The sequence below is a fragment of the Pseudomonas sp. ANT_J12 genome, from assembly GCF_008370045.1.
GTDB lineage: Bacteria > Pseudomonadota > Gammaproteobacteria > Pseudomonadales > Pseudomonadaceae > Aquipseudomonas.
Window position 1 is genome coordinate 17,991 of record NZ_VOBN01000009.1, and the last position, 24,745, is coordinate 42,735.

Below are 24,745 nucleotides of genomic sequence, written 5' to 3' on the forward strand. Positions count from 1 at the left end.
TTCGCCTCCAAAAGCACGGCGAAGTCATTGATTTAAATAAATTTATATCAGGGGGTTGACGACCCATCAATCCATCCATAGAATGCGCGCCACTTACAGCGTAAAGCACACAGCGAAACGCGGTAGGGAGTGAATGTTGTACGTGTGTCCCCTTCGTCTAGTGGCCTAGGACACCGCCCTTTCACGGCGGTAACAGGGGTTCGAGTCCCCTAGGGGACGCCATATGCGGGAATAGCTCAGTTGGTAGAGCACGACCTTGCCAAGGTCGGGGTCGCGAGTTCGAGTCTCGTTTCCCGCTCCAATTTTAAACAGCGTTGCTTTCGGGCAGGGCTGAGTGAAACCAGAACCGACATCTTCGGATGCGGATTTGGGCACTGGGACACACACCATGTGTTTCAGTTAGCGTGTCCCCTTCGTCTAGTGGCCTAGGACACCGCCCTTTCACGGCGGTAACAGGGGTTCGAGTCCCCTAGGGGACGCCATTTGCGGGAATAGCTCAGTTGGTAGAGCACGACCTTGCCAAGGTCGGGGTCGCGAGTTCGAGTCTCGTTTCCCGCTCCATATTCAACAAAAACGCCGCTCAGCAATGAGCGGCGTTTTTGTTTGTGCGTTTTTTGCTGAAAGCTCCAGAAGTCGGACCCGCCACAGCAGCGGGTCCAAAAGTGCATCAGAGCTTCGGCAACTGCCCGACGCGGCCCATCATCTCGGTCACGATCTGCAGGTCCAGCAGGAACTGGTCGACAGTCTTGAACTCGTTGTCGGTGTGGCCGGTGTACTTGACCTCAGGTCGGGCCAGGCCGAATTGCACGCCATTGGGCAGTTCATGGACCGAAGTGGCGCCGGCAGAGGAGCCGAACTTGTGTTCCATGCCCAGGTTTTCCGTGGACACCGCCAACAACGCCTTGACCCATTCACCCTCAGGATTGCGGTACATCGGCTCGGCGATCGAGTAGTCGAATGTCGCCGCTACGTGGGTTTTCTTGCTCCAGGCACCAATCTTTTCAGCAATTTTTGCCTTGAGCGCTTCCGGGGACTCGCCCTTCGGCACGCGCAGGTTGACGGCGAGCTTGAAGGTTTTGTCATCCAGCCCGACAAAGGTCAGGGACGTGGTCAGCGGACCCATGAAGGCATCGGAGAAGCCAACGCCCAATTTGCCACCCAGGTAATCCAGGCCCCAGTTGTCGGCGGCATAGCGGGCGGCGTCGGTGATGTGGTTGTGCTTGAGCGCGACTTTGCCATCCAGGCTATGGATGAAGTCGAGCATCCTGGCCACCGGGTTCACACCGGACTCGGGCTCGGAGGAGTGAGCGGAAACGCCGGTGACCGTCAGCTTGACGTTCTTGCCGTCGACCTTGGCGTTCACTTCGAAGTTGCCGCCGTTGCCGCTGTTGCGCTTGGCATAATCAGCCCCGGCCTTCTGCAGGCTGGCGGCCAGTTCGGCGGGTTTGTCAGTGACCAGGGTCGCAACGGAAGCCGATGGAATCTGGTTAGTGGCCATGCCGCCGGTCATCGAGATGATTTCGGCGCCTTTACCTTCGCCCTTGCGTACGGCGAACTTGGCCATGACGGTGCCGTAGCCTTTCTCGGCAATCACCACCGGGTAGCCGCCATCCAGCGCCAGGTTGTAGTTGGGCGTCGGGTTGTATTCGAAGTAATAAGGAATGGCGTCGCCGGTGGTTTCTTCGGTGGTGTCCACCAGCAGCTTGAAATTCCTGGCCAGCGGCAGCTTCTCTTCCTTGATGACCTTCATCGCGTACATCGCCACCACGATGCCGTTCTTGTCATCCTCGGTACCCCGGCCATACATGCGGTCGCCGATCAGGGTGACTTTGAACGGATCGAGTTTGGTGCCGTCCTTCAGGACCCAGTTCTCCGGCGTCACGGGCACCACGTCGGCATGGGCGTGAATGCCCACGACTTCATCGCCGCTGCCTTCGAGGGAGATTTCATAGACGCGATTGTCGATGTTGCGGAAGTTCAGGTTGAAGGCTTGGGCCAGGCTTTTGATCTTGTCGGCGATCTTGATGAATTCAGGATTGTCGTGCTGGGCGACGCCTTCAACCTGGAAGGTCGGAATTGCCACCAGTTCACGCAGGGTCTCGGTGGCCGCGCTGCCGTATTTCACCCGCGCATAAATCCCCAGCAGGCGAGTGATCTCGTTTTGCTGTTCGGCAGAAAGGGTTTTGTTGTCGAGGAAGGCGCTGATGGCCGGGCCGAGGTTGGCGGTCTTCGCCAGGTCGCTCTTGGCCACGCCACCCAGGAACTGCCTGAAATCCGTGACCGAAGTTTCACTGAAAGACTTGAGAAGGGTCGCGCTCTGTTGCGGAGTGATGTTGGCCTGGGCCAGTGTGGTGAACGACGAAAGGCTCGCCAGAATCAGGGTGGTCGCGGCCAGTTGCTTGAGAGAAAAATCCATTGCTGGGGGCATTCCTTCGCAGGTAGTGAGTGGGAAATATCTGATCGAATAATCAGAAAGGTTTCCAAACTAACACCGCGAGGGAGTGACAGGGGAGCCCCTGAAGTGGGAACTGTCGCACAGAACGGCAAAAGCGACGCAGAAATGCAAAAGGCCCGCCAGTCTGACTGAGCGGGCCTTTTGCAGGGGCGCGGGGTTACATCGACAGGATCAGGCGCCCGGCGAACAGGATCAGAATCACCCCCATGGTGCGTTCGAACCAGTGCCCCATGCGCATGAACAGCAGCCGAATCCGGGCACTGGAAAAGAACAACGCGACGATCACAAACCACAGCGCGTTGATGAAGCACATCCACACGCCATACAGCGCCTGGATCTGTAGCGGTGTCGTGGCGCTGATGATGGTGGTGAAGATCGCCAGGAAAAACAGCGTGGCTTTCGGGTTGGTCGCGTTAGTCAGGAAACCGGTGGTAAACGCCTTCAACAAGGTCTGTTCCACCATCGGCTCGTCCGCGACTTTGTCGCCTTCCAGGGCAGTCTTGGGCTTGCTGCGCAGCAGGCTGACGCCGAGGTACAGAATGTAGGCACCGCCCACGACCTTGGCCACCGTCAGCAGCCATGGCGTGGTGTGCATCAACGCGCCGACGCCGAGCAAGGTGTAAAGCACGTGCACGGAAATGCCCGCGCCGATGCCCAGCGCGGTACAGATGCCCACCAGTCGACCGAAGCGTACGCTCTGGCGGATGGTCACGGCGAAGTCCGGTCCGGGTGCGACAACGGCAAGAAAATGAATGGTCGCCAGCGCCAGAAACTCGCCCAGGTAATTGGAAAGCATTTCAACTCCAGAAAGTCAGGGGTGAAGCATTGCCGCGATAACCGACAAAGAACGAAAGGCTCAAGCGCGGATCGGCCACGCCCGGGGTCACCGAGTGCATGCAGCGCGAATTGAACATGATGAAATCCCCCGGATCAGGGCGAATTTCCAGGGTCGGAGGGCCAAGCAGGGCCGGGTCGATGCCGTAGCTGTCGCCACGCATTTCGTCGAACCGGTCGGGGGAAATGTCGTGGTCCCACATCTGCAACGCGCCGCCCTCGGCGGGCATGTTCAGGTAGACATTGCAGGCGAACTGCGCCTCCAGGCTGCGGGCCTGAAAACTGTCCGGGGCGTCCTTGGCAAAAATGTCGTGATGGGCGAGGAAGCACACGCCGGGTTTCACCACCCGGGACAGGCCCACATACATCTTGCGTCCGTAAAGATTCTCCAGATGTGCACCCGCCGGCCAGGACTCGTCGAGCATGCAGCGCAGGGTGTCGACCGGGGACGAGTAGGGCGCACAGCGATTGCGCAGTTCCTCGATGTTGCTGGTGGCGCGTTCGAAATAGTCTTCGATCAGCAGCGGCTGGTTTTCCGCTTCGTAAAACGCCATGCCGATGCGACCGATGCTCGGCGCGTTGATGTAACCCTCAAAGCCCGGCGCAAGGATCTTGTCGCCAATCTGCACCGCCAGCGGTTGAGGCAAGAAGCCTTTGACGCGAATGGCGAGGACTTCTTCGTTGGCCAGTTTTTTTATGCACGTCTCATCGAGACGCTCGACGTCAAGCATCATGGTTTAGGTCCATCTATCGATTAGTCAACGGAGCCTGCGAATGCACGCTCCCCCGGCGTCAGGCGATGAAGGTGCCGACATCGCCAACAAGCTCAATCCACGTGGTAGTGGACCGAAAGCGTGCCCTTTTTCAGTGAAAGGGAGTCGATCGTGACCGTGCCTAAATCCTTCAGGCTACGTACATGGGTGCCGCCACAGCCGTAGGCCGGCAGTTCGCCGAAGCCGATTTCCCGGGCGCCTTCGCGCAGCGAGGTCAGGCGCGGCAGGTCATCGGCGATCCACTGCGCGATACCGTCCTGAAGGGGCTGGGCCTCGATCTCTTCAGCCGAATCCGCCGGTTTGAACTGCACACGGCCTTCGCCCGGCCAATGGTGGGCCTTGATCGGCATCCAGCCCAGGACCTGAACAAAGTGGCCGATCAGGTGACCGGCCGAATGCATGCGGGTATTGAATTGGCGGCGTTGTTCATCGACCCGGATCTGGGTCATGCCGGGTTGTACCGGGTGGTCGACGTAATGGACGATCCGGTCTGGATCCTGGACGACCCGCAGTACCTGGCTTTCACCGATCCAGCCGGTATCACAAGGCTGTCCACCGCCCTGGGGGTGGAACAGTGTGGCGCGCAAAACGACCGCGAATTCATGCTCGTGGGGCGTGCAATCCAGGACTTCCACATTGGCCTTGAGGTCATCACTATGGAAAAAGAGGCGAAGCGTCATATTCCATGCCCTTATTAAAGTTTCTATTTTTATTATATGAAGCGTGGAATTGCGTGATAATCCGTTCAATCATCAAAGGACTGTTGCGCTGTGAGCATAAATCTACCGCTGCCGCTGTTGGGTGAGATGGCGATTTTCGTCAAGGTTGTCGAGACCGGCAGCTTTTCCGAAGCGGCACGTCAGTTGGGTTCATCGCCCTCGGCGGTCAGCCGCAGCATCTCGCGCCTGGAAAAAGCCCTGGCCACCCGCTTGCTGCAACGCACCACGCGCAAGCTGCGCCTGAGCGATGGTGGCGAAGAGGTGTTCAAGCGTTGCCAGGAGATGGTCAGCGCGGCCAAGTCGGTGATGGAAATCAGCGGCCAGTTCACCCACGAGGCCGAAGGACTGGTGCGGGTCAGCGTGCCCAAGGCCGTGGGCCGATTTGTGATTCACCCGCATATGCCGGAATTTCTGCGGCGTTATCCCAAAGTGGATGTGGAGTTGCTGCTCGAAGACCGGCAGGTGGATTTGATCGATGACAACGTCGACCTGGCGATCCGCATTACCAATTGCCCGCCCGCAGGACTGGTCGGGCGACAGTTGCTGACCATCGACCACTTGCTCTGCGCAACCCCGCAATACCTGGCCGAACACGGTACGCCGGCCCATCCCCACGACTTGCTCAATCACAGTTGCATCTACCTGGGCGAAACCCCGAGCGATGCACGCTGGAAATTCAAGAAAGGCAGCAAAGCCGTGACTGTCGGCGTGCGCGGGCGTTACGCGGCCAATCACACTGGCGTGCGACTGGGCGCGGTGTTGCAGCACATCGGGATTGGCAGCTTGCCGTACTTCACCGCCCGGTATGCGCTGGAGCAGGGGTTGATCGTGCAGGTGTTGCCGGACTGGACGTTTCTGGCGTCCTACCATGGTGGTGCGTGGTTGTTGCACTCGCCGACGCGCTACCTGCCGCCCAAGCTGCGGGTGTTTATCGATTATCTGGTGGAGTGTCTGGAGAAGGAGCCGACCTTGAGCAAGCCGGGTAAACCGAGTGCCTTGAACACGGTCGCGGCGGAGTATGAGTTGCCGGAGAGTGATGGGTTGCTTTGACGGGCCTCTTCGCGGGCAAGCCTCGCTTCTACAGGAGAACGCGGTCCCGTGCAGGAGCGAGGCTTGCCCGCGAAGGCGTCCTCACAAATGCCACAAAAAAAGGCCCGCATGAATCACCATGCGGGCCTTTTGCGTTCCTGATCCGGGATCAGTGCTTGCTGTCGTCCTGCGACATCGCCAGCAGCTGCTTTTCCTGGTTCCAGTCGAACGGTTCGTCGTTCTGTTCCGCTTCGAAACGACGTTCTTCCAGCGCCTGATACAACTCGATTTCATCATCAGGCATGTAGTGCAGGCAGTCGCCGGCGAAGTACCACAGCAGGTCGCGCGGCACCAAGTGGGCGATTTGCGGGTAGCGGGTGATGACCTGGCAAAGAATGTCCTGGCCCAGGTACTGGCTTTCGATCGGATCGACCGGCAGCAACGCACGCAATTCGTCGAAGCGCTCCAGGAACAAGGCATGGCTTTCTTCGGGAACCTGTTCGGCCTCACCTACGGCGACCAGGATGCTGCGCAAGTGGTCCAGCAAGACGAGATGATCGGCAACGACATTGGACACGAGATAAGTCCTCAAGAGCAAAACGGGCGCGGGAGTATAAAGCTCCCACGCCTGTTTTTACAGGATCAGCGGACCTTTCCGTCGGCCAGCGCCAGTTCATCCTTGTCGAAATCATCGACATCGATCACCTTGCGTCGCGCCACTTCGGCGTCACGCAGGGACTGCGCCTCACCCGGTTGCAAAACCCCGGCTTCCAGTGCCGCATCGATGGCGTGCTCCCCGGCAGCCGGTTTGACCTGACCACTCTTGAGCGCCACGTGCAGTTTTTTCTGCAACGGTTGCGCCGCGCTCAACAGGTTGCAGGCGTGTTGCAGGGCACCGACGGCGTCATCGGCGGATTGCGGACGGTAGCAACCGCCGAGCAACTCTTCGAGGGTCGGATCACCCTTGGCCCGGCCGATAACCGCTGCCACTTCGGCGCCAAGTTTGTCCGATGGTCCTTTGTGCCGACGACCGAACGGGAACACGATCACCCGCAGCAGGCAACCCAACACCTTGTTCGGGAAGTTGCTCAGCAGTTCATCCAATGCGCGCTCGGACTGGCCCAGGCTTTCTTCCATGGCCCAGATAAACAGCGGCGCCATATGGTCTGGCGAATCGAGGTCGTGATAACGCTTGAGTGCAGCGGAGGCGAGATACATGTTGCTGAGCACATCCCCCAGGCGTGCCGACAGGCGTTCGCGACGTTTCAGTTCGCCACCGAGCAGCATCATGCTCAAGTCAGCGAGCATGGCGAAGGCGGCGGCCTGACGGTTGAGGGCGCGGAAGTAACCTTGGCTAAGGGAGTTGCCCGGCGCCCGTTCGAAATGACCGAAACCGAGGTTCAGCACCAGGGTGCTGGCGGCGTTGCTCACCGCAAAACTGATGTGTTTGAGCAGCAGGCCATCGAACTCGGTAAGCGCTTGATCCTTGTCTTCACGGCCGGCGAGGGCCATTTCCTTGAGCACGAACGGATGGCAGCGAATCGCGCCCTGGCCGAAGATCATCAGGTTGCGCGAAAGAATGTTCGCGCCTTCCACGGTGATGAAGATCGGCGCGCCATTCCAGCTGCGACCCAGGTAGTTGTTCGGCCCCATGATGATCGCCTTGCCGCCATGCACATCCATGGCGTGGCTGATGCACTCGCGGCCGCGTTCGGTCAGGTGATACTTGAGAATCGCCGACAGCACCGACGGCTTCTCGCCCAGGTCCACCGCGTTGGCGGTGAGCATGCGCGCGGCGTCCATCATCCAGGCGTTACCGCCGATACGGGCCATGGCTTCCTGAATGCCTTCGAAGGCAGACAGCGGCACATTGAATTGCTCACGCACCTGGGCATATTGGCCGGTCACCAGGCTGGTGAACTTCGCCGCGCCCGTGCCCACCGCCGGCAGGGAAATCGAACGCCCCACCGACAGGCAGTTCATCAGCATCATCCAGCCCTTGCCGAGCATTTCCTGGCCACCGATGAGGAAGTCCAGGGGAATAAACACATCCTTGCCCGAGTTCGGGCCGTTCATGAACGCGGCGCCGAGGGGCAGGTGGCGGCGGCCGATTTCAACGCCGGCGGTGTCAGTCGGAATCAGCGCCAGGCTGATGCCCAGGTCTTCCTTGTCACCCAGCAAATGGTCCGGGTCGTAGGCCTTGAACGCGAGGCCGAGCAGGGTGGCCACCGGGCCGAGCGTGATGTAGCGCTTTTCCCAGTTCAGGCGCAGGCCCAGGGTTTCCTGGCCTTCCCATTCGCCTTTGCAGATTATCCCGGTGTCGGGCATCGCTCCGGCGTCGGAGCCGGCCAGCGGACCGGTCAAGGCGAAACACGGAATGTCATCGCCGCGAGCCAGTCGCGGCAGGTAATGGTTGCGCTGTTCGTCGGTGCCGTAATGCAGCAGCAGTTCGGCAGGGCCGAGGGAGTTGGGCACCATCACGGTGGAGGCGAGGTCGCCGCTGCGGGTCGCCAGTTTCATCGCCACCTGGGAGTGGGCGTAGGCGGAGAAGCCTTTGCCACCGAATTCCTTGGGAATGATCAGCGCAAAGAAGCCGTTTTCCTTGATATGGGCCCAGGCTTCCGGCGGCAGGTCCATGTCCTGGCCGATCTGCCAGTCGCTGACCATGGCGCAGAGTTCTTCGGTCGGGCCATCGATAAAGGCCTGTTCCTCTTCGCTCAGTTGCGCTTTGGGATAGGACAGCAATTTGTCCCAGTCCGGACGGCCGCTGAACAGCTCACCGTCCCACCAGACCGTGCCGGCATCGATGGCGTCGCGCTCGGTTTGCGACATCGGCGGCAGGGTTTTCTGGAACCAGCTGAACAGCGGCGCGCTGAAGTATTTGCGGCGCAGGTCAGGCAGCAATAGCGGTGCCGCAACGGCGGCGATCAGCACCCAGAGCACCAGCAGCAGCCAGCCCGGTGCATGGCTGAAGGCGCCCATCGCAACGACATAGACCGCAACGATGCACAAGGCCGGCAGCGGGGAGATGCGGCGGTGGGCCAAATAGGCGATGCCGACGATCAGAACCAGTATCCACAACAACAGCATATTTAATCCTCCGTGAAACCAGGGCAAAACCAACGTTCAGAGCTTAGACGGCATCCGCCATTTCGGGTGGTCAGAGCAATGTGATTGAAATCGTGGGAAACCTTGGATGGGTTTTGTAAGACCTGTTGGCAACCGGCCTCGGAAATCGTTCGCAAGGTGAGCGGCAAAGCGCCCATGTTTGGCCGAATCGTCGTTATCTCTGTGCTGAAGGTGTCGTTAGACTCGAGGCTCCCCCAGGAGATCGACCTCATGCACGAGTATCTGCGTCCCGGCCGCTTCATCGATAGTGACCACCCTGCGGTGGTGGAGTTCGCTGAAAAACATCGCGGTGCCAGTCGCGATCCGCGCGAGCAGGCGATCAATCTCTATTACGCGGTGCGCGAGGCCGTGCGCTACAACCCCTACACCTTCAGCCGCGACCCAGACACCTTGCGCGGCAGTTACGCCTTGGCGACCGGCGAAAGTTATTGCGTGCCCAAGGCCACCTTGCTGGCCGGGTGCGCCCGGCATTGCGGGATCCCGGCGCGCATTGGCCTGGCGGACGTGCGTAATCACCTGTCGACCCCGCGCCTGCTCGAACTGCTCAGGAGCGACGTGTTCGCCATGCACGGTTATACCGAGCTGTACCTGAACGGACGCTGGGTCAAAGCCACGCCAGCGTTCAATCAAGGATTGTGCGAGTTGTTCAATGTGGCGCCGCTGGAATTCGATGGCATCAACGACAGCGTTTTCCATCCCTTCAACCGCGACGGCGCGCCGTTGATGGAATACCTGGTGGACCATGGCCAGTTCCCTGATGTGCCCGAAGCGTTCTTTTTCGCGCACCTGGAAAAGTGCTACCCGCACCTCTTCGGCGAACAACTGCCGGTGCTGTTGGGGGACATGCAGAGTGATTTGAGTCGCGCCTGATCCGGCGTATGCTGCCAGCGCATTCATCCATAAAGAGGCGGTCATGCTGAAGATCTGGGGTCGGAAAAACTCGTCGAATGTCAGGAAGCCACTGTGGGCCGCCGAGGAACTTGGCCTGGCCTATGAAGCCATCGATGCCGGTGGTGCGTTCGGTGTGGTGGACACGCCGCAGTACCGGGCGATGAACCCCAATGGCCGGGTGCCGGTGATCCAGGACGACGGTTTCGTGCTGTGGGAATCCAATGCCATCGTGCGTTACCTGATGGCGCGGCATGCCAACGAAACGCACTGGTATCCGCAAGATCTCCAGGCCCGGGCATCCGCCGATAAATGGATGGACTGGACCACGTCGAGCTTCGCCGGCCCGTTCCGCACTGTGTTCTGGGGCGTGTTGCGCACGCCGAAAGAGCAGCAGGACTGGTCCGCCATCAACGCGGCGATCAAGGAATGCAACGATCTGCTAGCGATGGCCGATCAGGCGCTGGCTGCCAAGCCCTACCTGTCCGGCGATGAAATCGGCATCGGCGACATTCCCCTCGGCAGCTTCATTTATGCCTGGTTCGAGATGCCGATCGAGCGGGCGCCACAGCCGAATCTGGAAGCCTGGTATGCACGATTGAAACAGCGCCCGGCGTATCAGAAAGCCGTCATGACCGCGTTGACTTAATACTCACTATCGACACACTTGACTGTACTTGTGTGGCGGCGACAAGCACCATTGCGCTCGTGCGCCGTGGTTGTATTGATCGCCGCCCGCCCTTATTTATTCCTTTCCTCCCTTCTTGGTGCGTATCCCGATATGAGTTCCGCTCTGTCCATCCGGCAGCTAACCAAAACCTACGGCAACGGTTTCCAGGCCTTGAGTGGTATCGATCTGGACGTCGCCGAAGGTGACTTTTTCGCCTTGCTCGGCCCTAACGGCGCCGGCAAATCCACGACCATCGGCATTCTCTCGACCCTGGTGAACAAGACCACGGGCACGGTGAATATCTTCGGTCACGACCTGGACAAAAATCCTGCGCAACTCAAGCGCTCCATCGGCGTGGTGCCCCAGGAATTCAACTTCAACCAGTTCGAAAAGACTTTCGACATCGTCGTGACCCAGGCCGGTTACTACGGCATCCCGCCGAAAATCGCCAAGGAACGCGCTGAGCAATACCTGACGCAACTGGGCCTGTGGGATAAACGCGATGTGCCGTCGCGTTCGCTGTCTGGCGGCATGAAACGTCGCTTGATGATCGCCCGCGCCCTGGTTCACGAGCCGCGCCTGCTGATCCTCGACGAACCGACGGCGGGGGTGGACATCGAATTGCGTCGCTCGATGTGGACCTTCCTCACCGAGCTTAACCAGAAAGGCATCACCATCATCCTCACCACCCATTACCTGGAAGAGGCTGAGCAGTTGTGTCGCAACATCGGGATCATCGACCACGGCACCATCGTCGAGAACACCAGCATGAAGCAGTTGCTTGGCCAGCTGCATGTGGAAACCTTCCTGCTCGACATCAAGAACACCCTGAATGTGGTCCCGCAGTTGCTCGGCTACCCGACCAAACTGCTCGACGGTCATACCCTGGAAGTCCAGGTCGACAAAGCTATGGGCATCACCGCGCTGTTCACCCAGTTGGCGCAGCAGAACATCGAAGTGCTGAGCCTGCGTAACAAAACCAATCGCCTCGAGGAGTTGTTCGTGTCCCTGGTGGAGAAAAATCTGTCGAAGGTGGCGGTATGAGTTCCGAGCTGCAACCCAACCTCGTTGCCCTCAATACCATCGTTTACCGCGAGGTAAAGCGCTTCACTCGGATCTGGCCGCAGACCTTGCTGCCGCCAGCGATCACTATGGTTCTGTACTTCGTGATCTTCGGTAACCTGATCGGCAAGCAGATTGGCGGCATGGGTGGCTTCACCTACATGGAGTACATCGTGCCGGGGCTGATCATGATGTCGGTGATCACCAACTCCTACGGCAACGTGGTGTCGAGTTTCTTCGGCAGCAAGTTCCAGCGCTCCATCGAGGAATTGATGGTGTCGCCGGTGTCGCCGCACACGATCCTGATCGGCTACACCCTGGGCGGCGTACTGCGCGGGTTGATGGTCGGGATTATCGTGACCATCCTGTCGCTGTTCTTCACCGATTTGCAGGTGCATCACCTGGGCGTGACCATCCTGGTGGTGGTGCTGACCGCAACGATCTTCTCGCTGCTGGGCTTTATCAACGCGGTGTTTGCGCGCAACTTCGATGACATCTCGATCATCCCGACTTTCGTGCTCACGCCACTGACGTACCTGGGCGGGGTGTTCTACTCGATCTCCTTGCTGCCGCCGTTCTGGCAGACCGTGTCCCTGGCCAACCCGGTGCTGCACATGGTCAACGCCTTCCGTTACGGCATCCTCGGTGTTTCGGACATCAAGATCAGCGTGGCGATCACCTTCATGCTGGTCGCGACCGTGGCCTTGTACATCGGTTGTGCGCGGTTGCTGGTGAGTGGGCGCGGGATGCGGACCTGATCCAGGACTGCGTCGCGGCTTTCGCGGGCAAGCCTCGCTCCTACAGGTTTTGTGTCGTTTGCCGATACGCGAACGACGCAACCCTGTAGGAGCGCGGCTTGCCCGCGAAGGCGCCCGTCCAGACACCACAAAAAGAACGGCCTCCCAAGCGGAGGCCGTTTTGCATTCTCACATCCGGTTTTTCCTGCGCCGCGCCCACTGCCGTCCCACCCACCACCGCCAATACATCATCGTCAGGCAATAGGCGAGGGCGCCCAGCACCAACCCCGTCACCACCGACCCGAGCAAAAACGGTTGCCACAATGTCGAGAGCTGGCTGCTGATCCACTCCCAGGTCAACTCATCGGGCAGATGCCGGGCGGGCACATCCATCAGCCACGCACCGGTCTGGTACGTGCAGAAAAACACCGCAGGCATGGTGATCGGGTTGGTCAGCCAGACCAGGCTGACCGCAATCGGCATATTGCCGCGAACCATGATCGCGAGGATCGCGGCCAATAGCATTTGCAGGGGAATCGGCAGGAACGCCGCGAACAGACCGACCGCCATCGCCCGGGCCACCGAATGACGATTGAGGTGCCAGAGGTTGGGGTCATGCAGCAGCGTGCCGAGAAAGCGTAAGGATTTGTGTTCCCTGATGCTGGTCGGGTCTGGCATGTAGCGTTTGAATAAGCGCCGGGGCATAAGGCTTCTCGGTCGGTTAAGGCGGCAAGTATGTCTGGATTCTATGGGTGGCCCATTCAGACTTTGTGACAATTGATAACGACGGCCGTGCGATCAACCGGCTATGCCTTGAAAAGGGACTCTCAAGGACGGGCTTATGCGCACAGGGATGGTGGCGCTGGCGCTCGGGTTGCTGGCGCTGCGTTTTTTACCGGTTTTACCGCCGGTCTGGTTTTGGCTGTTGCTGCCGGTGGTGGCGTTGATGCTGCTGCCGTTTCGCACGTATCCGTTGGCGTTTTTCCTGTTCGGTTTCAGTTGGGCCTGTGGTCAGGCGCAGTTGGCACTGAATGATCGATTGTCGGTGAGACTGGACGGCGAAACCCGCTGGGTTGAAGGTCGGATAACCGGATTGCCGCAAAACAATGAAGCGGTCGTGCGTTTCGAGCTCGCGGACGCGCGCTCGCGACACGGCAAGGTGCCGTCACTGATGCGCCTGGCCTGGTACGACGGGCCGCCGGTCAACAGCGGCGAGCGCTGGCGCCTGGCGGTGAAGTTGAAGCGCCCGACCGGGCTGCTCAATCCCCATGCCTTCGATTACGACGCCTGGCTGCTGGCTCAGGGCATCGGCGCCACTGGCACGGTCAAGGATGGCCAACGCCTTTCACCTGCCCGCTGGGCCTGGCGCGACGGTATCCGCCAGCGTTTGCTCAGTGTCGATGCCCAAGGGCGAGCGGGGGCATTGGCGGCGTTGGTGCTGGGCGATGGCGCCGGGTTGAGCCGCGAGGACTGGCAGGTGTTGCAAGACACCGGCACCGTGCACCTGTTGGTGATTTCCGGGCAACACATCGGTTTGCTCGCTGGCTCCGTATATTTGCTGATCGCCGGGCTGGCCCGTTATGGCCTGTGGCCCGGACGCTGGCCCTGGATGCCGTGGGCCTGTGGGCTGGCGTTTGGGGCAGCCCTCGGTTACGGACTGCTGGCCGGGTTCGAAGTGCCGGTGCGACGGGCCTGCGTGATGATCGGTCTGGTGCTGTTGTGGCGCCTGCGTTTTCGCCATCTAGGTGCCTGGTGGCCGCTGTTGCTGGCGCTCGATGGCGTTCTGTTGCTGGATCCGCTGGCGAGTCTACAGCCGGGTTTCTGGTTGTCCTTTGCCGCCGTGGCGGTGCTGATTTTTACCTTTGGCGGCCGGCTCGGCCCCTGGCGCTGGTGGCAAACCTGGACCCGCGCCCAATGGTTGATCGCGATCGGCCTCTGTCCGGTGCTGCTGGTGCTGGGATTACCGATAAGTGTCAGCGGGCCGCTGGTCAATCTGCTGGCGGTGCCGTGGATCAGTCTGCTGGTGTTGCCGCCAGCGTTGCTCGGGACCTTGCTGTTGCCGGTGCCCTACGTGGGGGAAGGGTTGCTGTGGCTGGCGGGTGGTCTGATCGACTTGCTGTTCAAGGGGCTGGCGTTGATGGCGAATCAGATGCCCGCGTGGGTGCCGGTGGCGGTGCCGTTATGGGTCGGAGCCATCGGCGTATTGGGCGCCTTTCTATTATTGATGCCCCGAGGCGTGCCATTGCGTCCGTTGGGTTGGCCGATGCTGTTGCTGCTGGTCTTCCCGCCGCGCGAGGAAGTGCCCGAAGGCCTGGCCGAGATCTGGCAGCTGGATGTCGGCCAGGGCCTGGCAATCCTTGTGCGCACTCGCCAGCACACGCTGCTGTATGACGCCGGCCCGCGTTTCGGTGATTTCGACCTTGGCGAGCGCGTGGTACTGCCGTCATTACGCAAACTGGGCATACGCGGCCTCGACGTGATGTTGATCAGTCATGCCGACGCCGACCATGCTGGCGGGGCTCGTGCAATCAACGAAGGGCTGCCAGTCACGCGGGTGATCAGTGGCGATCCACTGGCGCTGCCCGTCGAATTACAAGCCGAAGGCTGCGAGAGCGGCCGGCAATGGACCTGGGATGGCGTGACGTTCCAGCTCTGGCAATGGTCCTCGGCCAGCGAAAGCAATCAGAAGTCCTGTGTCCTGCAGATCGAAGCCCATGGCGAACGCTTGCTGCTGACCGGTGATATCGACACCCACGCCGAACGGGCATTGCTCGACAGCCCTTTGGCGCAGCCCACCGATTGGTTGGCGGCGCCGCACCACGGCAGCCGCAGTTCCTCCTCCATGGTGCTGCTCAGCGCACTGCAACCCAACGCCGTGCTGATTTCCCGAGGTCACGGCAATTCCTTCGGCCACCCCCATCCCACGGTGATGGCGCGCTATCGCAAGCGTGGCCTGCGCATCTACGACAGCGTCGAGCATGGAGCCGTCCGTCTGCTGCTGGGAAACTTCGAGCCCCCGCGAACGATGCGTCAACAACGGCGCTTCTGGCGCGATGCGCCGGCGATGAACAAATGACCCGCCAGACGGGATGCGACATCCCGGTCTTCGGTGCGCCGACCCCCTATGTTAGAGTGGCGCACTTTTTCGAGGGGACTGTCACTGTGTGGGAATTGGTTAAATCCGGCGGATGGATGATGATTCCGATCATCCTGAGTTCCATCGTGGCCATGGCGATCGTTGCCGAACGCCTGTGGACCCTGCGCGCCAGCCGTGTGACCCCGGAGCATTTGCTCGGGCAGGTCTGGGTCTGGATCAAAGACAAACAACTCAATAAAGAAAAGCTCAAGGAACTGCGCGCCAACTCGCCGCTGGGCGAAATCCTCGCCGCCGGCCTGGCCAACTCCAAGCATGGTCGCGAGATCATGAAAGAGTGCATTGAAGAAGCTGCCGCCCGGGTCATCCACGAGCTGGAACGCTACATCAATGCGCTGGGCACCATCGCCGCCATGGCACCGCTGCTCGGGTTGCTGGGGACGGTGCTGGGCATGATCGATATCTTCAGTTCGTTCATGGGCACGGGCATGACCACCAACGCCGCCGTGCTGGCCGGCGGTATTTCCAAGGCCTTGATCACCACGGCTTCGGGCCTGATCGTCGGTATCCCGTCGGTCTTTTTCCACCGGTTCCTGCAACGGCGCATCGATGAGCTGGTGGTGGAGATGGAGCAGGAAGCGATCAAGCTGGTTGAAGTGGTGCAGGGCGACCGTGACGTGGACCTGTCCGAGGGCAAAAAAGCGTGAAATTCCGCCGCAAGCAACGGGAAAACATAGACATCAATCTCGTGTCGCTGATCGACGTGGTGTTTGTCCTGCTGCTGTTTTTCGTGGTGACCACCACCTTTACCCGGGAAACCCAGTTGCGTGTCGAATTGCCGGAAGCGGTCAGCGGTTCGCCGGCTGAAGACCAGCAGGTCAAGCAACTGGATGTCGCCATCAGCGCCGAGGGCGTGTTTTCGGTCAACAATCAGTTGTTGCCGAAGAATGACCTGGCCAGCCTGATGGACGCGATGCAGAAAGAATCCAACGGCGACACCAACCTGCCGCTGTCCATCAGTGCCGACGGCAAGACCCAGCATCAATCCGTTATCACTGCCATGGACGCCGCCGGCAAGCTCGGTTTCAGCCACTTGCGCATGACCACGGTCGAGGCGGCGCCCGCGCCCTGATGGCCATGTCCGATCGTTTGCTCGCCGCGTGGTATGCCGGTCATCCGGCCCTGAAGCTGTTGCAGCCGCTGGAATGGCTGTATCGGCGCGTGGTCACGGGCAAGCGCAAGCGTTTTCTGGCGGGCGAGGGTGAGATTTACCAGCCGCCGGTGCCGCTGATCGTCGTGGGTAATATCACCGTCGGCGGTACGGGCAAGACGCCGCTGATTCTGTGGATGATCGAACATTGCCAGCGCCACGGATTGAGGGTCGGCGTGGTCAGCCGTGGGTACGGGGCCAAACCGCCGCAACTGCCATGGCGGGTCGAGGCCGATCAAGGTGCCGACATCGCCGGTGATGAGCCTTTGCTGATCGTCCAGCGCACCGGTGTGCCGTTGATGATCGACCCGGATCGCAGCAGCGCCGTCAAAGCCTTGCTCGCCAGTGAACCGCTGGATCTGATCCTGTCCGACGACGGCATGCAGCATTATCGATTGGCCCGCGACCTCGAGCTGGTGCTGATCGACGCCGCCCGTGGCCTGGGCAATCAGCGCTGCCTGCCCGCCGGGCCGTTGCGTGAGCCGATCGAACGCCTGCAAAGCGTCGACGCGGTGTTGTACAACGGCGCCGCCACTGATCGCGACGACGGTTTTGCCTTCCAGCTAAAACCCACCGCGCTGCTCAATCTGAAAAGCGGCGAACGCAAGCCACTGGATCACTTTGCCCAAGGCCAGGCCCTGCACGCCGTGGCCGGAATCGGCAATCCCCAGCGTTTCTTCACCACCCTCGAAACGCTACACTGGCGGCCAATACCCCATGCATTTGCCGACCACGCCGAGTACAGCGTGCAGGCCTTGAATTTCACACCGTCATTGCCGTTGGTGATGACCGAAAAGGATGCGGTGAAGTGCCGTGCCTTTGCCGCCGCCGATTGGTGGTACCTGGCGGTCGATGCTGTGCCATCGCCGGCCTTCGTGGCCTGGTTCGATACGCAGCTGATGCGCCTGTTGCCGGCTCGTCTTTTGCCTTAAAACCGTTTTATCCAGGGAATGCTCATGGACACCAAATTGCTCGACATCCTCGCTTGCCCGGTCTGCAAAGGCCCGCTCAAGCTCAGCGCCGACAAGACCGAACTGATCAGCAAGGGCGCTGGCCTGGCCTACCCGATTCGCGACGGCATCCCGGTGATGCTCGAAACCGAAGCCCGCACCCTGACCACCGACGAGCGCCTGGATAAATGACCACAGCCTTTACCGTTGTCATTCCATCGCGATACGCCTCCACCCGTTTGCCGGGCAAACCGCTGCTGTTGATCGCTGGCAAGCCGATGATCCAGCACGTCTGGGAACAGGCGAGCAAAAGCAGCGCCCAACGGGTGGTGGTGGCGACGGACGATGCGCGCATCGTCGAGGCCTGCAAGGGGTTTGGCGCCGAAGTGGTGCTGACCCGCGAAGACCACAATTCCGGCACCGACCGTCTGGCCGAAGTCGCGACGAAACTGGGCCTGGCCCCCGATGCGATTGTGGTCAACGTGCAGGGCGACGAACCGCTGATCCCGCCGAGCGTGATCGATCAGGTTGCCGCCAACCTCGCTGCCCACACCGAAGCGCGCATGGCCACGTTGGCCGAGCCGATCGAAGAAGTGGAAAGCCTGTTCAATCCCAACGTGGTCAAAGTGGTCAGCGACCTCAATGGCCTGGCGCTGACCTTCAGTCGCGCCACCTTGCCGTGGGCCCGGGACGCACTGGCCAAAAGCCGCGAGCACCTGCCCGAAGGCGTGCCGTATCGCCGCCACATCGGCATCTATGCCTACCGCGCCGGTTTCCTGCATGACTTTGTCAGCTGGGGCCCGTGCTGGCTGGAAAACACCGAATCCCTGGAACAACTGCGCGCCCTGTGGCACGGCGTGCGGATTCACGTCGCCGACGCGCTGATCGCACCGCCCCACGGCGTTGATACCGTCGAAGACCTTGAGCGCGTTCGTCGCCTGCTGGAGGCCTGATGCGGGTTCTGTTCGTCTGCCTGGGCAACATCTGCCGTTCGCCCACGGCTGAAGGGGTGCTGCGGCACAAGCTGCGCGAGGCCGGGCTGGCCGATCAAGTCGAAGTGGCCTCCGCCGGCACCGGTGACTGGCACGTCGGCAAGGCCCCGGACAAGCGCAGCCAGGCCGCGGCCAAACTGCGCGGCTATGACCTGTCGGCCCAGCGCGCCCAGCAAGTCAGCCGTGCAGATTTCGCCACGTACGACCTGATCCTGGCGATGGACAACAGCAACCTGCGCAACCTCAAGGCCCTGCAGCCGGCCAAGGGCAAGGCCGAACTGGACCTGTTCCTGCGGCGTTATGCCTCTGAGATCGACGAAGTGCCGGACCCGTACTACGACGGCGACCAGGGCTTCGAGCAAGTATTGGATTTGATCGAGCGCGCCAGTGATTTGCTGGTGGTCGAGCTGAAGGGGCGGTTATGAGTTTGCTGGTCCAATCCGGGGTTTCGCTCAAGCTGTTCAACAGTTTTGGCGTGGATGTGCGGGCACAGCGGTTTGCCGAAGCCCACAGCGACGCCGACGTGCGTGAAGCCCTGGACTATGCCGCTTCGAACGCCCTGCCGCTGTTGGTGATCGGCGGTGGCAGCAACTTGCTGCTGACCGCCGATATCCAGGCCTTGGTGTTGCGCATGGCCAGCCGTGGTATTCGCGTACTCAGCGATGACGGTAGCCAGGTGGTAATCGAAGCCGAGGCCGGCGAGCCTTGGCATCCGTTTGTGCAACACACTCTGGCCCAAGGGTTGTCGGGGCTGGAGAACCTCAGCCTGATCCCCGGCACCGTGGGCGCGGCACCGATGCAGAACATCGGCGCCTACGGCGTCGAGATCAAGGACGTGTTCGCCGGCCTCACTGCGCTGGATCGCCAGACCGGCGAGCTGCGGGATTTCACCCTGGAAGAATGCAACTTCGCCTACCGCGACAGCCTGTTCAAACAGCAGCCGGGGCGTTGGTTGATTCTGCGGGTCCGGTTCACCCTGAACCGCACCGCACACCTGCATCTGGAATACGGCCCGGTGCGTCAGCGCCTGACCGAGCAAGGCATCGACCACCCGACACCAACCGATGTCAGCCAGGCGATTTGCAGCATCCGCAGCGAAAAGCTCCCGGACCCGGCGGTGCTCGGCAATGCCGGCAGCTTCTTCAAAAACCCGTTGGTGCCGGCGGCGCTGGTGACCCGGCTCAAGGTGGAATACCCGGATCTGGTGGCCTACGCACAACCGGACGGGCAGATGAAACTGGCGGCGGGCTGGCTGATCGAGAAGGCCGGCTGGAAAGGTTTCCGCGAGGCTGATGCCGGCGTGCATAAATTGCAGGCGCTGGTGCTGGTCAACTACGGCGGCGCGACCGGCCTGCAACTGCTGGCGCTGGCGCAACGGATCCAGGCCGACATTTCGCAACGATTCAGCGTCGAGCTGGAAATGGAGCCGAATCGCTATTAGCGGCAAGCTTCAAGCTTCAAGCCGCAAGCTACAATCCTAATAGCGTGTGCTGCTCTGCTTCGACTTGAAGCTTGCAGCTTAAAACCTGCAGCTAAAAAAGCCCTGTCTCAGCAGGGCTTTTTTGTTAATGCTGGGTTAACTTAGCCCCCTAACGATGCAAGCATTTGCTCCACCAAAGGCCCGATGCAGACACTACCGTCTGCATAAGAGAGCCCATTAGCCTGAGCCGATCTGCGTGAACCCACCGCCAACCCCCGGCGGCAGATTGCTCGACCCCATAACCCTGACACTATGCGGGCGTGCCCATGATTACCCTGAAACTCAATGGCCAAGACCATCCACTCGATGTGACCGAGGATATGCCGCTGCTCTGGGCAATCCGCGACGTGGCCGGTTACAACGGCACCAAATTCGGCTGCGGCATGGGCCTGTGCGGTGCCTGCACCATCCATATCGACGGCTTGCCGGCGCGCAGTTGCATCACACCGATTGGCTCGGTCGTGGGCCAGGACGTGCGCACCATCGACAACCTGCACGCCGACCCGGTCGGGCAAATCGTCCAGCAAGCCTGGCTCGACACCGCCGTGGCCCAGTGCGGTTTCTGCCAGGGCGGGCAGATCATGTCGGCCACGGCATTGCTCAAGACCAACCCCAACCCCAGCGATGAGCAGATCGAAGAAGCGATGGTCGGCAATATTTGCCGCTGCGGCACCTACAACCGCATCAAGACCGCCATTCGTCAGGCCTCCACTCATCTGAAGGAGGCCAAGGCATGAGCCAGCTCCCGAATGATTTCGCCCTGAGCAACCTCAGCCGTCGCGGCTTTCTCAAAGGCGTCGGCGCCACCAGTGCGCTGGTACTCGCCGCCAGTTGGGGCTGGCAGGATGCTTTCGCTGAAGACAAGCCGAAGAAATTCGGCGCCGACGGCATGCCCAACGGCTGGATCGATGATCCGAAGGTCTACGTCAGCATCGTCGCTGATGGCACGGTGACCGTGGTGTGCAACCGGTCGGAAATGGGCCAGGGCGTGCGCACCAGTCTGAGCATGGTGGTGGCCGATGAACTGGACGCCGATTGGGCGCTGGTCAAGGTGCAACAGGCGCCGGGTGATGAAGTGCGCTTCGGCAACCAGGACACCGACGGCTCGCGCAGCATGCGTCACTGGTACGAGCCGATGCGCCGCTGCGGTGCTGCCGCACGGACCATGCTGGAGCAGGCCGCCGCTGAACAGTGGAAAGTCCCGGTTGGCGAATGCCATGCGCAGTTGCACAAGGTCATTCACCAACCCACTAAACGCGAACTTGGTTATGGCGAATTGGCCGCCGCGGCCGGTGCGCTGGCGGTGCCGGCCCGTGACAGCCTGCGACTCAAGCAACCGTCGGAATTTCGCTACATCGGCAAGGAAGGCGTACGCGCCATCGACGGTGCCGACATCGTCAACGGTCGTGCGATCTACGGCGCCGATGTGCATTTCGACGGCATGCTCTACGCCACGATTGCCCGTCCGGCGGTATATGGCGGCAAGGTCAAGTCCGTGGATGACAGCGCGGCGCTGAAGGTCCCTGGTGTGATCAAGGTCTTGCAGATTGAAAGCCGCCCGCTGCCCTCGGAGTTCCAGCCATTGGGCGGTGTGGCCGTGGTCGCCAGCAACACCTGGGCCGCGATCAAGGGCCGCGAAGCCTTGAAAATCGAGTGGGACGATGGCCCCAACGCCAGTTACGACTCGGTCGCCTATCGCAAGGAGCTGGAAGCCGCCTCGCTCAAACCGGGCAAAGTGGTGCGCAATACCGGAGACATCGACAAGGCCCTGGCCGGCGCTGGCAGCACCCTCGAAGCGTCCTACTATCTGCCGCACCTGGCGCAGGCGCCGATGGAGCCGATGGTCGCCATCGCCCGCTTCAAAGACGGCGTGTGCGAAGCCTGGGCGCCAAGCCAGGCACCGCAAGTCACCCGCGAGCGGATTGGCGAACGCCTCGGCCTGCCGTTCGATAACGTCACCTTCAATGTCACCTTGTTGGGCGGTGGTTTCGGGCGTAAATCGAAGCCGGATTTCGTCGTCGAAGCAGCGATCCTCGCCAAGGAATTCCCCGGCAAGGCCGTGCGCGTGCAATGGACCCGTGAAGACGACATCCATTGCTCGTACTTCCACACCGTGTCCGCCGAGTACCTGAAGGCCAGCCTCGACAAGGACGGCATGCCCTCCGGCTGGTTGCACCGCACCGTGGCGCCAAGCATCACCGCGTTGTTCGCCCCGGGCATGAACCACGAGGCCGCGTTCGAGTTGGGCATGGGCTTCACCAACATGGCTTACGCGATTCCCAACGTGCGCCTGGAAAACCCCGAAGCGACGGTGCACACCCGGGTCGGCTGGTATCGCTCGGTGTCGAACATTCCCCACGGCTTCGCGATTCAGACCTTCGTTGATGAATTGGCCCACAAGGCCAAGCAGGATCCGCTGAAGTACCAGATCAAATTGCTCGGCCCGGACCGTCAGATCGATCCGCGCACTTTGAGTGAAGAGTGGAACTACGGCGAATCCCCCGAGCGTTATCCGATCGACACCGCACGGCTGCGCACGGTGCTCGAAACCGCCGCCAAGGCTGCCGGTTGGGGGCGTACGCTGCCCAAGGGTCGAGGCCTGGGATTGGCGGTGCATTACAGCTTCGTCACCTATGTGGCGGCGGTGATTGAGGTCGAAGTCAAAGACGACGGCACCCTGATCGTGCACAAGGCGGACATCGCCGTGGATTGCGGTCCGCAGATCAACCCCGAGCGGATTCGTTCGCAGTTCGAAGGCGCCTGCGTCATGGGCCTGGGCAACGCGGTACTTGGCGAAATCAGCTTCAAGGACGGCAAGGTCCAGCAGGACAACTTCCACATGTACGAAGTGGCGCGCATGTCCCTGGCGCCGAAGGAAGTTGCGGTGCATCTGGTCACGCCACCGGGCGACGTGCCGTTGGGCGGGGTCGGTGAGCCGGGCGTGCCGCCGATTGCGCCGGCGCTGTGCAACGCGATCTTTGCCGCCACCGGTAAACGCATCCGCAGCCTGCCGGTTCGCTATCAACTGCAGGGTTGGCAGAAGGCTGACGCCTGATGGACAGCGTCGATCTGAACGTCTTGCGCAGCGTGCTCGAATGGCGCCGCGCCGGTCAGCGGGTGGTGTTGTACAGCGTGGTCCAGACCTGGGGCACCGCGCCCCGGGCGCCTGGCGCCATGCTCGCGTTGCGTGAAGACGGCGTGGTGATCGGCTCGGTGTCGGGCGGTTGTGTCGAGGATGACCTGATTGCCCGGTTGCACGACGGCCGTATCCCGGCCGACGGGCCGCCCGTGCAGTTGATCACGTACGGCGTCACCCGTGAGGAGGCGGCGCGGTTTGGTTTGCCGTGTGGCGGAACACTGCGCCTGACCGAAGAGCGCGTCGGCGATCCGGCATGGGTCGCCGAGTTACTGGCCCGCTGCGAAGCCCATGAAATCGTCGCTCGTTCGCTGGATCTGGCGAGCGGTGAAGTGGTGTTGCAGCCGGCGAACAAGACCGACGTGCTGAGTTTTGACGGCAGCACCTTGCGCGCGATTTACGGCCCTCGGTGGCGCTTGTTGCTGATCGGCGCCGGGCAACTGTCGCGCTATGTCGCGGAAATGGCGCGGCTGCTGGATTTCGAAGTGCTGATCTGCGATCCGCGCACCGAGTTCGTCTACGGCTGGGAGGAACAGCACGGTCGTTTCGTGCCGGGCATGCCCGACGACGCCGTGTTGGCCATTCAGACCGACGAACGCACCGCCATCGTCGCCCTGACCCACGATCCACGGCTGGACGACATGGCGCTGCTCACCGCCCTGGATTCAAGGGCGTTCTATGTCGGCGCACTGGGTTCGCGGGTCAACAGCCTGAAGCGCCGGGACAACCTGGCTCAGCTAGGCTTGTCAGAACAGGCCATCGAGCGGCTGCACGGCCCGATTGGCCTGCACATCGGCAGCCACACCCCGGCGGAAATCGCCTTGTCGCTGCTGGCCGAAATCGTGGCGATCAAGAACGGCGTCGAACTCAAGCAGAAGAAGCCGTTGCGGGAGGGTGTATGAGCGAGCCCATCGGTGTCATCGTGCTGGCAGCGGGGCAGGGCAGTCGGTTTCGCCAGGTCGCCGGGGCTGAAAAGGACAAGTTGCTGGCTGACTGTGCCGGTCGCGATGGCGCTGTGCGTTCGGTGATCGAGCAGGTGTTGGTGAATCTGCCTGTCAGCCTTGAGAGGCGTGTACTGGTGACCACCGCAGATCGCCCGCAGGTGATTCGCATGGCTCAGGCTTACGGCTTCGAGATTGTGTTGATCGAGTCCACGGGTATGGGCGACAGCATTGCCGCTGGAGTGGCAGCCTGTGCGCAACTGGGTGGCTGGTTGATTGTGCTGGGGGACATGCCGTTTATCCTGCCGTCGAGCATCGAGCAAGTGCTGGCGGGGATTGCCGAGGATTGCATCAGCGTGCCGGTGCATGAGGGCGAGTTTGGGCATCCGGTGGGGTTTGGCCGGCGCTTTGGGCCGGGATTGATGGAGTTGGCCGGTGATCGCGGGGCCAAGCCGTTGTTTGCGCAGGCCAGGGTGGTTGAAGTCGCGGTGGATGATCCCGGTGTGCTGTGGGATGTGGATGTGCCTGAGAAGTTAGTGTTTGGATGATCGTTCCCACGCTCTGCGTGGGAATGCAGCCCGGGACGCTCCGCGTCCCATCCAAAGCCGAACGCGGAGCGTCCGTAGAGGCATTCCCACGCGGAGCG

General features: G+C 61.2%; 24 protein-coding genes and 4 tRNA genes. 21 read left to right on the forward strand and 7 right to left on the reverse strand.

The window, feature by feature from the left end; genetic code table 11:
- Positions 1 to 146: 146 nt before the first annotated feature.
- From FQ192_RS19160 to FQ192_RS19175, 4 genes are all read left to right on the forward strand, one after another.
- Positions 147 to 222: transfer RNA gene (locus FQ192_RS19160), tRNA-Glu, on the forward strand.
- Positions 223 to 225: 3 nt separating this feature from the next.
- Positions 226 to 301: transfer RNA gene (locus FQ192_RS19165), tRNA-Gly, on the forward strand.
- Positions 302 to 406: 105 nt separating this feature from the next.
- Positions 407 to 482: transfer RNA gene (locus FQ192_RS19170), tRNA-Glu, on the forward strand.
- Positions 483 to 485: 3 nt separating this feature from the next.
- Positions 486 to 561: transfer RNA gene (locus FQ192_RS19175), tRNA-Gly, on the forward strand.
- 106 nt (positions 562 to 667) lie between these two features.
- On the opposite strand, the gene FQ192_RS19180 is transcribed toward FQ192_RS19175, so the two are convergent.
- From FQ192_RS19180 to FQ192_RS19195, 4 genes are all read right to left on the reverse strand, one after another.
- Positions 668 to 2,416 (reverse strand): dipeptidase, encoded by a 1,749-nt coding sequence (locus FQ192_RS19180; RefSeq protein WP_149659966.1) that lies wholly within the window; start codon positions 2,414 to 2,416, stop codon positions 668 to 670.
- Positions 2,417 to 2,612: 196 nt separating this feature from the next.
- Positions 2,613 to 3,251 carry a LysE family translocator gene (locus tag FQ192_RS19185; RefSeq protein WP_149659967.1) on the reverse strand — a complete coding sequence of 213 codons (639 nt, stop codon included), beginning with the start codon at positions 3,249 to 3,251 and terminating at the stop codon, positions 2,613 to 2,615.
- A 1-nt stretch (position 3,252) separates the two neighbouring features.
- Complete coding sequence (locus FQ192_RS19190; RefSeq protein ID WP_149659968.1) at positions 3,253 to 4,023, reverse strand: 2OG-Fe(II) oxygenase; 771 nt, start codon at positions 4,021 to 4,023, stop codon at positions 3,253 to 3,255.
- A 92-nt stretch (positions 4,024 to 4,115) separates the two neighbouring features.
- Entirely contained in the window at positions 4,116 to 4,742 is a 627-nt protein-coding gene (locus FQ192_RS19195) for an alanyl-tRNA editing protein (RefSeq protein ID WP_149659969.1), read from the reverse strand.
- Positions 4,743 to 4,832: 90 nt separating this feature from the next.
- On the opposite strand from FQ192_RS19195, the gene FQ192_RS19200 reads away from it, so the two are divergent.
- Positions 4,833 to 5,831 (forward strand): LysR family transcriptional regulator, encoded by a 999-nt coding sequence (locus FQ192_RS19200; RefSeq protein ID WP_149659970.1) that lies wholly within the window; start codon positions 4,833 to 4,835, stop codon positions 5,829 to 5,831.
- Between the two features lie 148 nt (positions 5,832 to 5,979).
- On the opposite strand, the gene FQ192_RS19210 is transcribed toward FQ192_RS19200, so the two are convergent.
- Together FQ192_RS19210 and FQ192_RS19215 are read right to left on the reverse strand one after the other, a co-directional pair.
- Positions 5,980 to 6,387: a PA2817 family protein gene (locus tag FQ192_RS19210; RefSeq protein WP_149659972.1), complete on the reverse strand. Its 408-nt coding sequence runs from the start codon at positions 6,385 to 6,387 to the stop codon at positions 5,980 to 5,982.
- A 65-nt stretch (positions 6,388 to 6,452) separates the two neighbouring features.
- The gene (locus tag FQ192_RS19215; RefSeq protein ID WP_149659973.1) at positions 6,453 to 8,900 is read right to left on the reverse strand and encodes an acyl-CoA dehydrogenase; all 2,448 of its coding nucleotides are present in this window, start codon (positions 8,898 to 8,900) and stop codon (positions 6,453 to 6,455) included.
- 249 nt (positions 8,901 to 9,149) lie between these two features.
- Between FQ192_RS19215 and FQ192_RS19220 the strand changes: the two genes are divergently transcribed.
- The 4 genes from FQ192_RS19220 (at position 9,150) to FQ192_RS19235 (ending at position 12,317) form a co-directional block, all read left to right on the forward strand.
- Positions 9,150 to 9,809: a transglutaminase family protein gene (locus tag FQ192_RS19220; protein WP_149659974.1), complete on the forward strand. Its 660-nt coding sequence runs from the start codon at positions 9,150 to 9,152 to the stop codon at positions 9,807 to 9,809.
- Between the two features lie 43 nt (positions 9,810 to 9,852).
- Positions 9,853 to 10,476, forward strand: coding sequence for a glutathione S-transferase family protein (locus FQ192_RS19225; protein WP_149659975.1), 624 nt, complete (start codon positions 9,853 to 9,855; stop codon positions 10,474 to 10,476).
- Positions 10,477 to 10,608: 132 nt separating this feature from the next.
- Positions 10,609 to 11,541, forward strand: coding sequence for an ABC transporter ATP-binding protein (locus tag FQ192_RS19230; RefSeq protein ID WP_149659976.1), 933 nt, complete (start codon positions 10,609 to 10,611; stop codon positions 11,539 to 11,541).
- Positions 11,538 to 12,317 (forward strand): ABC transporter permease, encoded by a 780-nt coding sequence (locus FQ192_RS19235; protein ID WP_123407003.1) that lies wholly within the window; start codon positions 11,538 to 11,540, stop codon positions 12,315 to 12,317. Before FQ192_RS19230 ends, FQ192_RS19235 begins: the two co-directional genes overlap by 4 nt.
- Before the next feature lie 168 nt (positions 12,318 to 12,485).
- Here the strand turns inward: FQ192_RS19235 and FQ192_RS19240 are convergent, their stop codons facing one another.
- Positions 12,486 to 13,001 (reverse strand): DUF2062 domain-containing protein, encoded by a 516-nt coding sequence (locus FQ192_RS19240; RefSeq protein ID WP_149659977.1) that lies wholly within the window; start codon positions 12,999 to 13,001, stop codon positions 12,486 to 12,488.
- A 136-nt stretch (positions 13,002 to 13,137) separates the two neighbouring features.
- Here FQ192_RS19240 and FQ192_RS19245 point away from each other — a divergent pair, with 136 nt between their 5' ends.
- The 12 genes from FQ192_RS19245 to FQ192_RS19300 all read left to right on the forward strand — a co-directional run bounded on the left by FQ192_RS19245 (position 13,138) and on the right by FQ192_RS19300 (position 24,647).
- A complete protein-coding gene (locus tag FQ192_RS19245) occupies positions 13,138 to 15,372 on the forward strand; it encodes a DNA internalization-related competence protein ComEC/Rec2 (protein WP_149659978.1) in 2,235 nt (744 codons plus the stop codon).
- Between the two features lie 86 nt (positions 15,373 to 15,458).
- Positions 15,459 to 16,097, forward strand: a complete 639-nt coding sequence (locus tag FQ192_RS19250) for a MotA/TolQ/ExbB proton channel family protein (protein ID WP_178129169.1) — start codon at positions 15,459 to 15,461, stop codon at positions 16,095 to 16,097.
- Entirely contained in the window at positions 16,094 to 16,522 is a 429-nt protein-coding gene (locus FQ192_RS19255; RefSeq protein WP_133838401.1) for a biopolymer transporter ExbD, read from the forward strand. Before FQ192_RS19250 ends, FQ192_RS19255 begins: the two co-directional genes overlap by 4 nt.
- The gene (lpxK, locus tag FQ192_RS19260) at positions 16,522 to 17,532 is read left to right on the forward strand and encodes a tetraacyldisaccharide 4'-kinase (RefSeq protein WP_149659979.1); all 1,011 of its coding nucleotides are present in this window, start codon (positions 16,522 to 16,524) and stop codon (positions 17,530 to 17,532) included. The genes FQ192_RS19255 and lpxK overlap by 1 nt, the downstream gene beginning before the upstream one ends.
- A gap of 24 nt (positions 17,533 to 17,556) precedes the next feature.
- Positions 17,557 to 17,742 (forward strand): Trm112 family protein, encoded by a 186-nt coding sequence (locus tag FQ192_RS19265; protein ID WP_007945752.1) that lies wholly within the window; start codon positions 17,557 to 17,559, stop codon positions 17,740 to 17,742.
- Entirely contained in the window at positions 17,739 to 18,503 is a 765-nt protein-coding gene (gene kdsB / locus FQ192_RS19270; protein WP_149659980.1) for a 3-deoxy-manno-octulosonate cytidylyltransferase, read from the forward strand. Before FQ192_RS19265 ends, kdsB begins: the two co-directional genes overlap by 4 nt.
- Positions 18,503 to 18,967: a low molecular weight protein-tyrosine-phosphatase gene (locus FQ192_RS19275; protein ID WP_149659981.1), complete on the forward strand. Its 465-nt coding sequence runs from the start codon at positions 18,503 to 18,505 to the stop codon at positions 18,965 to 18,967. Before kdsB ends, FQ192_RS19275 begins: the two co-directional genes overlap by 1 nt.
- The gene (gene murB, locus FQ192_RS19280; RefSeq protein ID WP_149659982.1) at positions 18,964 to 19,983 is read left to right on the forward strand and encodes a UDP-N-acetylmuramate dehydrogenase; all 1,020 of its coding nucleotides are present in this window, start codon (positions 18,964 to 18,966) and stop codon (positions 19,981 to 19,983) included. The genes FQ192_RS19275 and murB overlap by 4 nt, the downstream gene beginning before the upstream one ends.
- Positions 19,984 to 20,288: 305 nt before the next feature.
- Complete coding sequence (locus tag FQ192_RS19285; RefSeq protein WP_149659983.1) at positions 20,289 to 20,759, forward strand: (2Fe-2S)-binding protein; 471 nt, start codon at positions 20,289 to 20,291, stop codon at positions 20,757 to 20,759.
- Positions 20,756 to 23,077 carry a xanthine dehydrogenase family protein molybdopterin-binding subunit gene (locus FQ192_RS19290; RefSeq protein WP_149659984.1) on the forward strand — a complete coding sequence of 774 codons (2,322 nt, stop codon included), beginning with the start codon at positions 20,756 to 20,758 and terminating at the stop codon, positions 23,075 to 23,077. The genes FQ192_RS19285 and FQ192_RS19290 overlap by 4 nt, the downstream gene beginning before the upstream one ends.
- A complete protein-coding gene (locus FQ192_RS19295; RefSeq protein WP_149659985.1) occupies positions 23,077 to 24,060 on the forward strand; it encodes an XdhC family protein in 984 nt (327 codons plus the stop codon). Before FQ192_RS19290 ends, FQ192_RS19295 begins: the two co-directional genes overlap by 1 nt.
- A complete protein-coding gene (locus FQ192_RS19300; RefSeq protein ID WP_149659986.1) occupies positions 24,057 to 24,647 on the forward strand; it encodes an NTP transferase domain-containing protein in 591 nt (196 codons plus the stop codon). Before FQ192_RS19295 ends, FQ192_RS19300 begins: the two co-directional genes overlap by 4 nt.
- The last annotated feature ends 98 nt before the right edge of the window (positions 24,648 to 24,745 follow it).

What these genes read in the sequence shown, in the direction of transcription:
- FQ192_RS19180 (WP_149659966.1), bottom strand. Translation starts at nt 2,416, where the DNA reads ATGGATTTTTCTCTCAAGCAACTGGCCGCGACCACCCTGATTCTGGCG.
- FQ192_RS19185 (WP_149659967.1), bottom strand. Translation starts at nt 3,251, where the DNA reads ATGCTTTCCAATTACCTGGGCGAGTTTCTGGCGCTGGCGACCATTCAT.
- FQ192_RS19190 (WP_149659968.1), bottom strand. Translation starts at nt 4,023, where the DNA reads ATGATGCTTGACGTCGAGCGTCTCGATGAGACGTGCATAAAAAAACTG.
- FQ192_RS19195 (WP_149659969.1), bottom strand. Translation starts at nt 4,742, where the DNA reads ATGACGCTTCGCCTCTTTTTCCATAGTGATGACCTCAAGGCCAATGTG.
- FQ192_RS19215 (WP_149659973.1), bottom strand. Translation starts at nt 8,900, where the DNA reads ATGCTGTTGTTGTGGATACTGGTTCTGATCGTCGGCATCGCCTATTTG.
- FQ192_RS19220 (WP_149659974.1), top strand. Translation starts at nt 9,150, where the DNA reads ATGCACGAGTATCTGCGTCCCGGCCGCTTCATCGATAGTGACCACCCT.
- FQ192_RS19225 (WP_149659975.1), top strand. Translation starts at nt 9,853, where the DNA reads ATGCTGAAGATCTGGGGTCGGAAAAACTCGTCGAATGTCAGGAAGCCA.
- FQ192_RS19230 (WP_149659976.1), top strand. Translation starts at nt 10,609, where the DNA reads ATGAGTTCCGCTCTGTCCATCCGGCAGCTAACCAAAACCTACGGCAAC.
- FQ192_RS19235 (WP_123407003.1), top strand. Translation starts at nt 11,538, where the DNA reads ATGAGTTCCGAGCTGCAACCCAACCTCGTTGCCCTCAATACCATCGTT.
- FQ192_RS19240 (WP_149659977.1), bottom strand. Translation starts at nt 13,001, where the DNA reads ATGCCCCGGCGCTTATTCAAACGCTACATGCCAGACCCGACCAGCATC.
- FQ192_RS19245 (WP_149659978.1), top strand. Translation starts at nt 13,138, where the DNA reads ATGCGCACAGGGATGGTGGCGCTGGCGCTCGGGTTGCTGGCGCTGCGT.
- lpxK (WP_149659979.1), top strand. Translation starts at nt 16,522, where the DNA reads ATGGCCATGTCCGATCGTTTGCTCGCCGCGTGGTATGCCGGTCATCCG.
- FQ192_RS19265 (WP_007945752.1), top strand. Translation starts at nt 17,557, where the DNA reads ATGGACACCAAATTGCTCGACATCCTCGCTTGCCCGGTCTGCAAAGGC.
- kdsB (WP_149659980.1), top strand. Translation starts at nt 17,739, where the DNA reads ATGACCACAGCCTTTACCGTTGTCATTCCATCGCGATACGCCTCCACC.
- FQ192_RS19275 (WP_149659981.1), top strand. Translation starts at nt 18,503, where the DNA reads ATGCGGGTTCTGTTCGTCTGCCTGGGCAACATCTGCCGTTCGCCCACG.
- murB (WP_149659982.1), top strand. Translation starts at nt 18,964, where the DNA reads ATGAGTTTGCTGGTCCAATCCGGGGTTTCGCTCAAGCTGTTCAACAGT.
- FQ192_RS19285 (WP_149659983.1), top strand. Translation starts at nt 20,289, where the DNA reads ATGATTACCCTGAAACTCAATGGCCAAGACCATCCACTCGATGTGACC.
- FQ192_RS19290 (WP_149659984.1), top strand. Translation starts at nt 20,756, where the DNA reads ATGAGCCAGCTCCCGAATGATTTCGCCCTGAGCAACCTCAGCCGTCGC.
- FQ192_RS19295 (WP_149659985.1), top strand. Translation starts at nt 23,077, where the DNA reads ATGGACAGCGTCGATCTGAACGTCTTGCGCAGCGTGCTCGAATGGCGC.
- FQ192_RS19300 (WP_149659986.1), top strand. Translation starts at nt 24,057, where the DNA reads ATGAGCGAGCCCATCGGTGTCATCGTGCTGGCAGCGGGGCAGGGCAGT.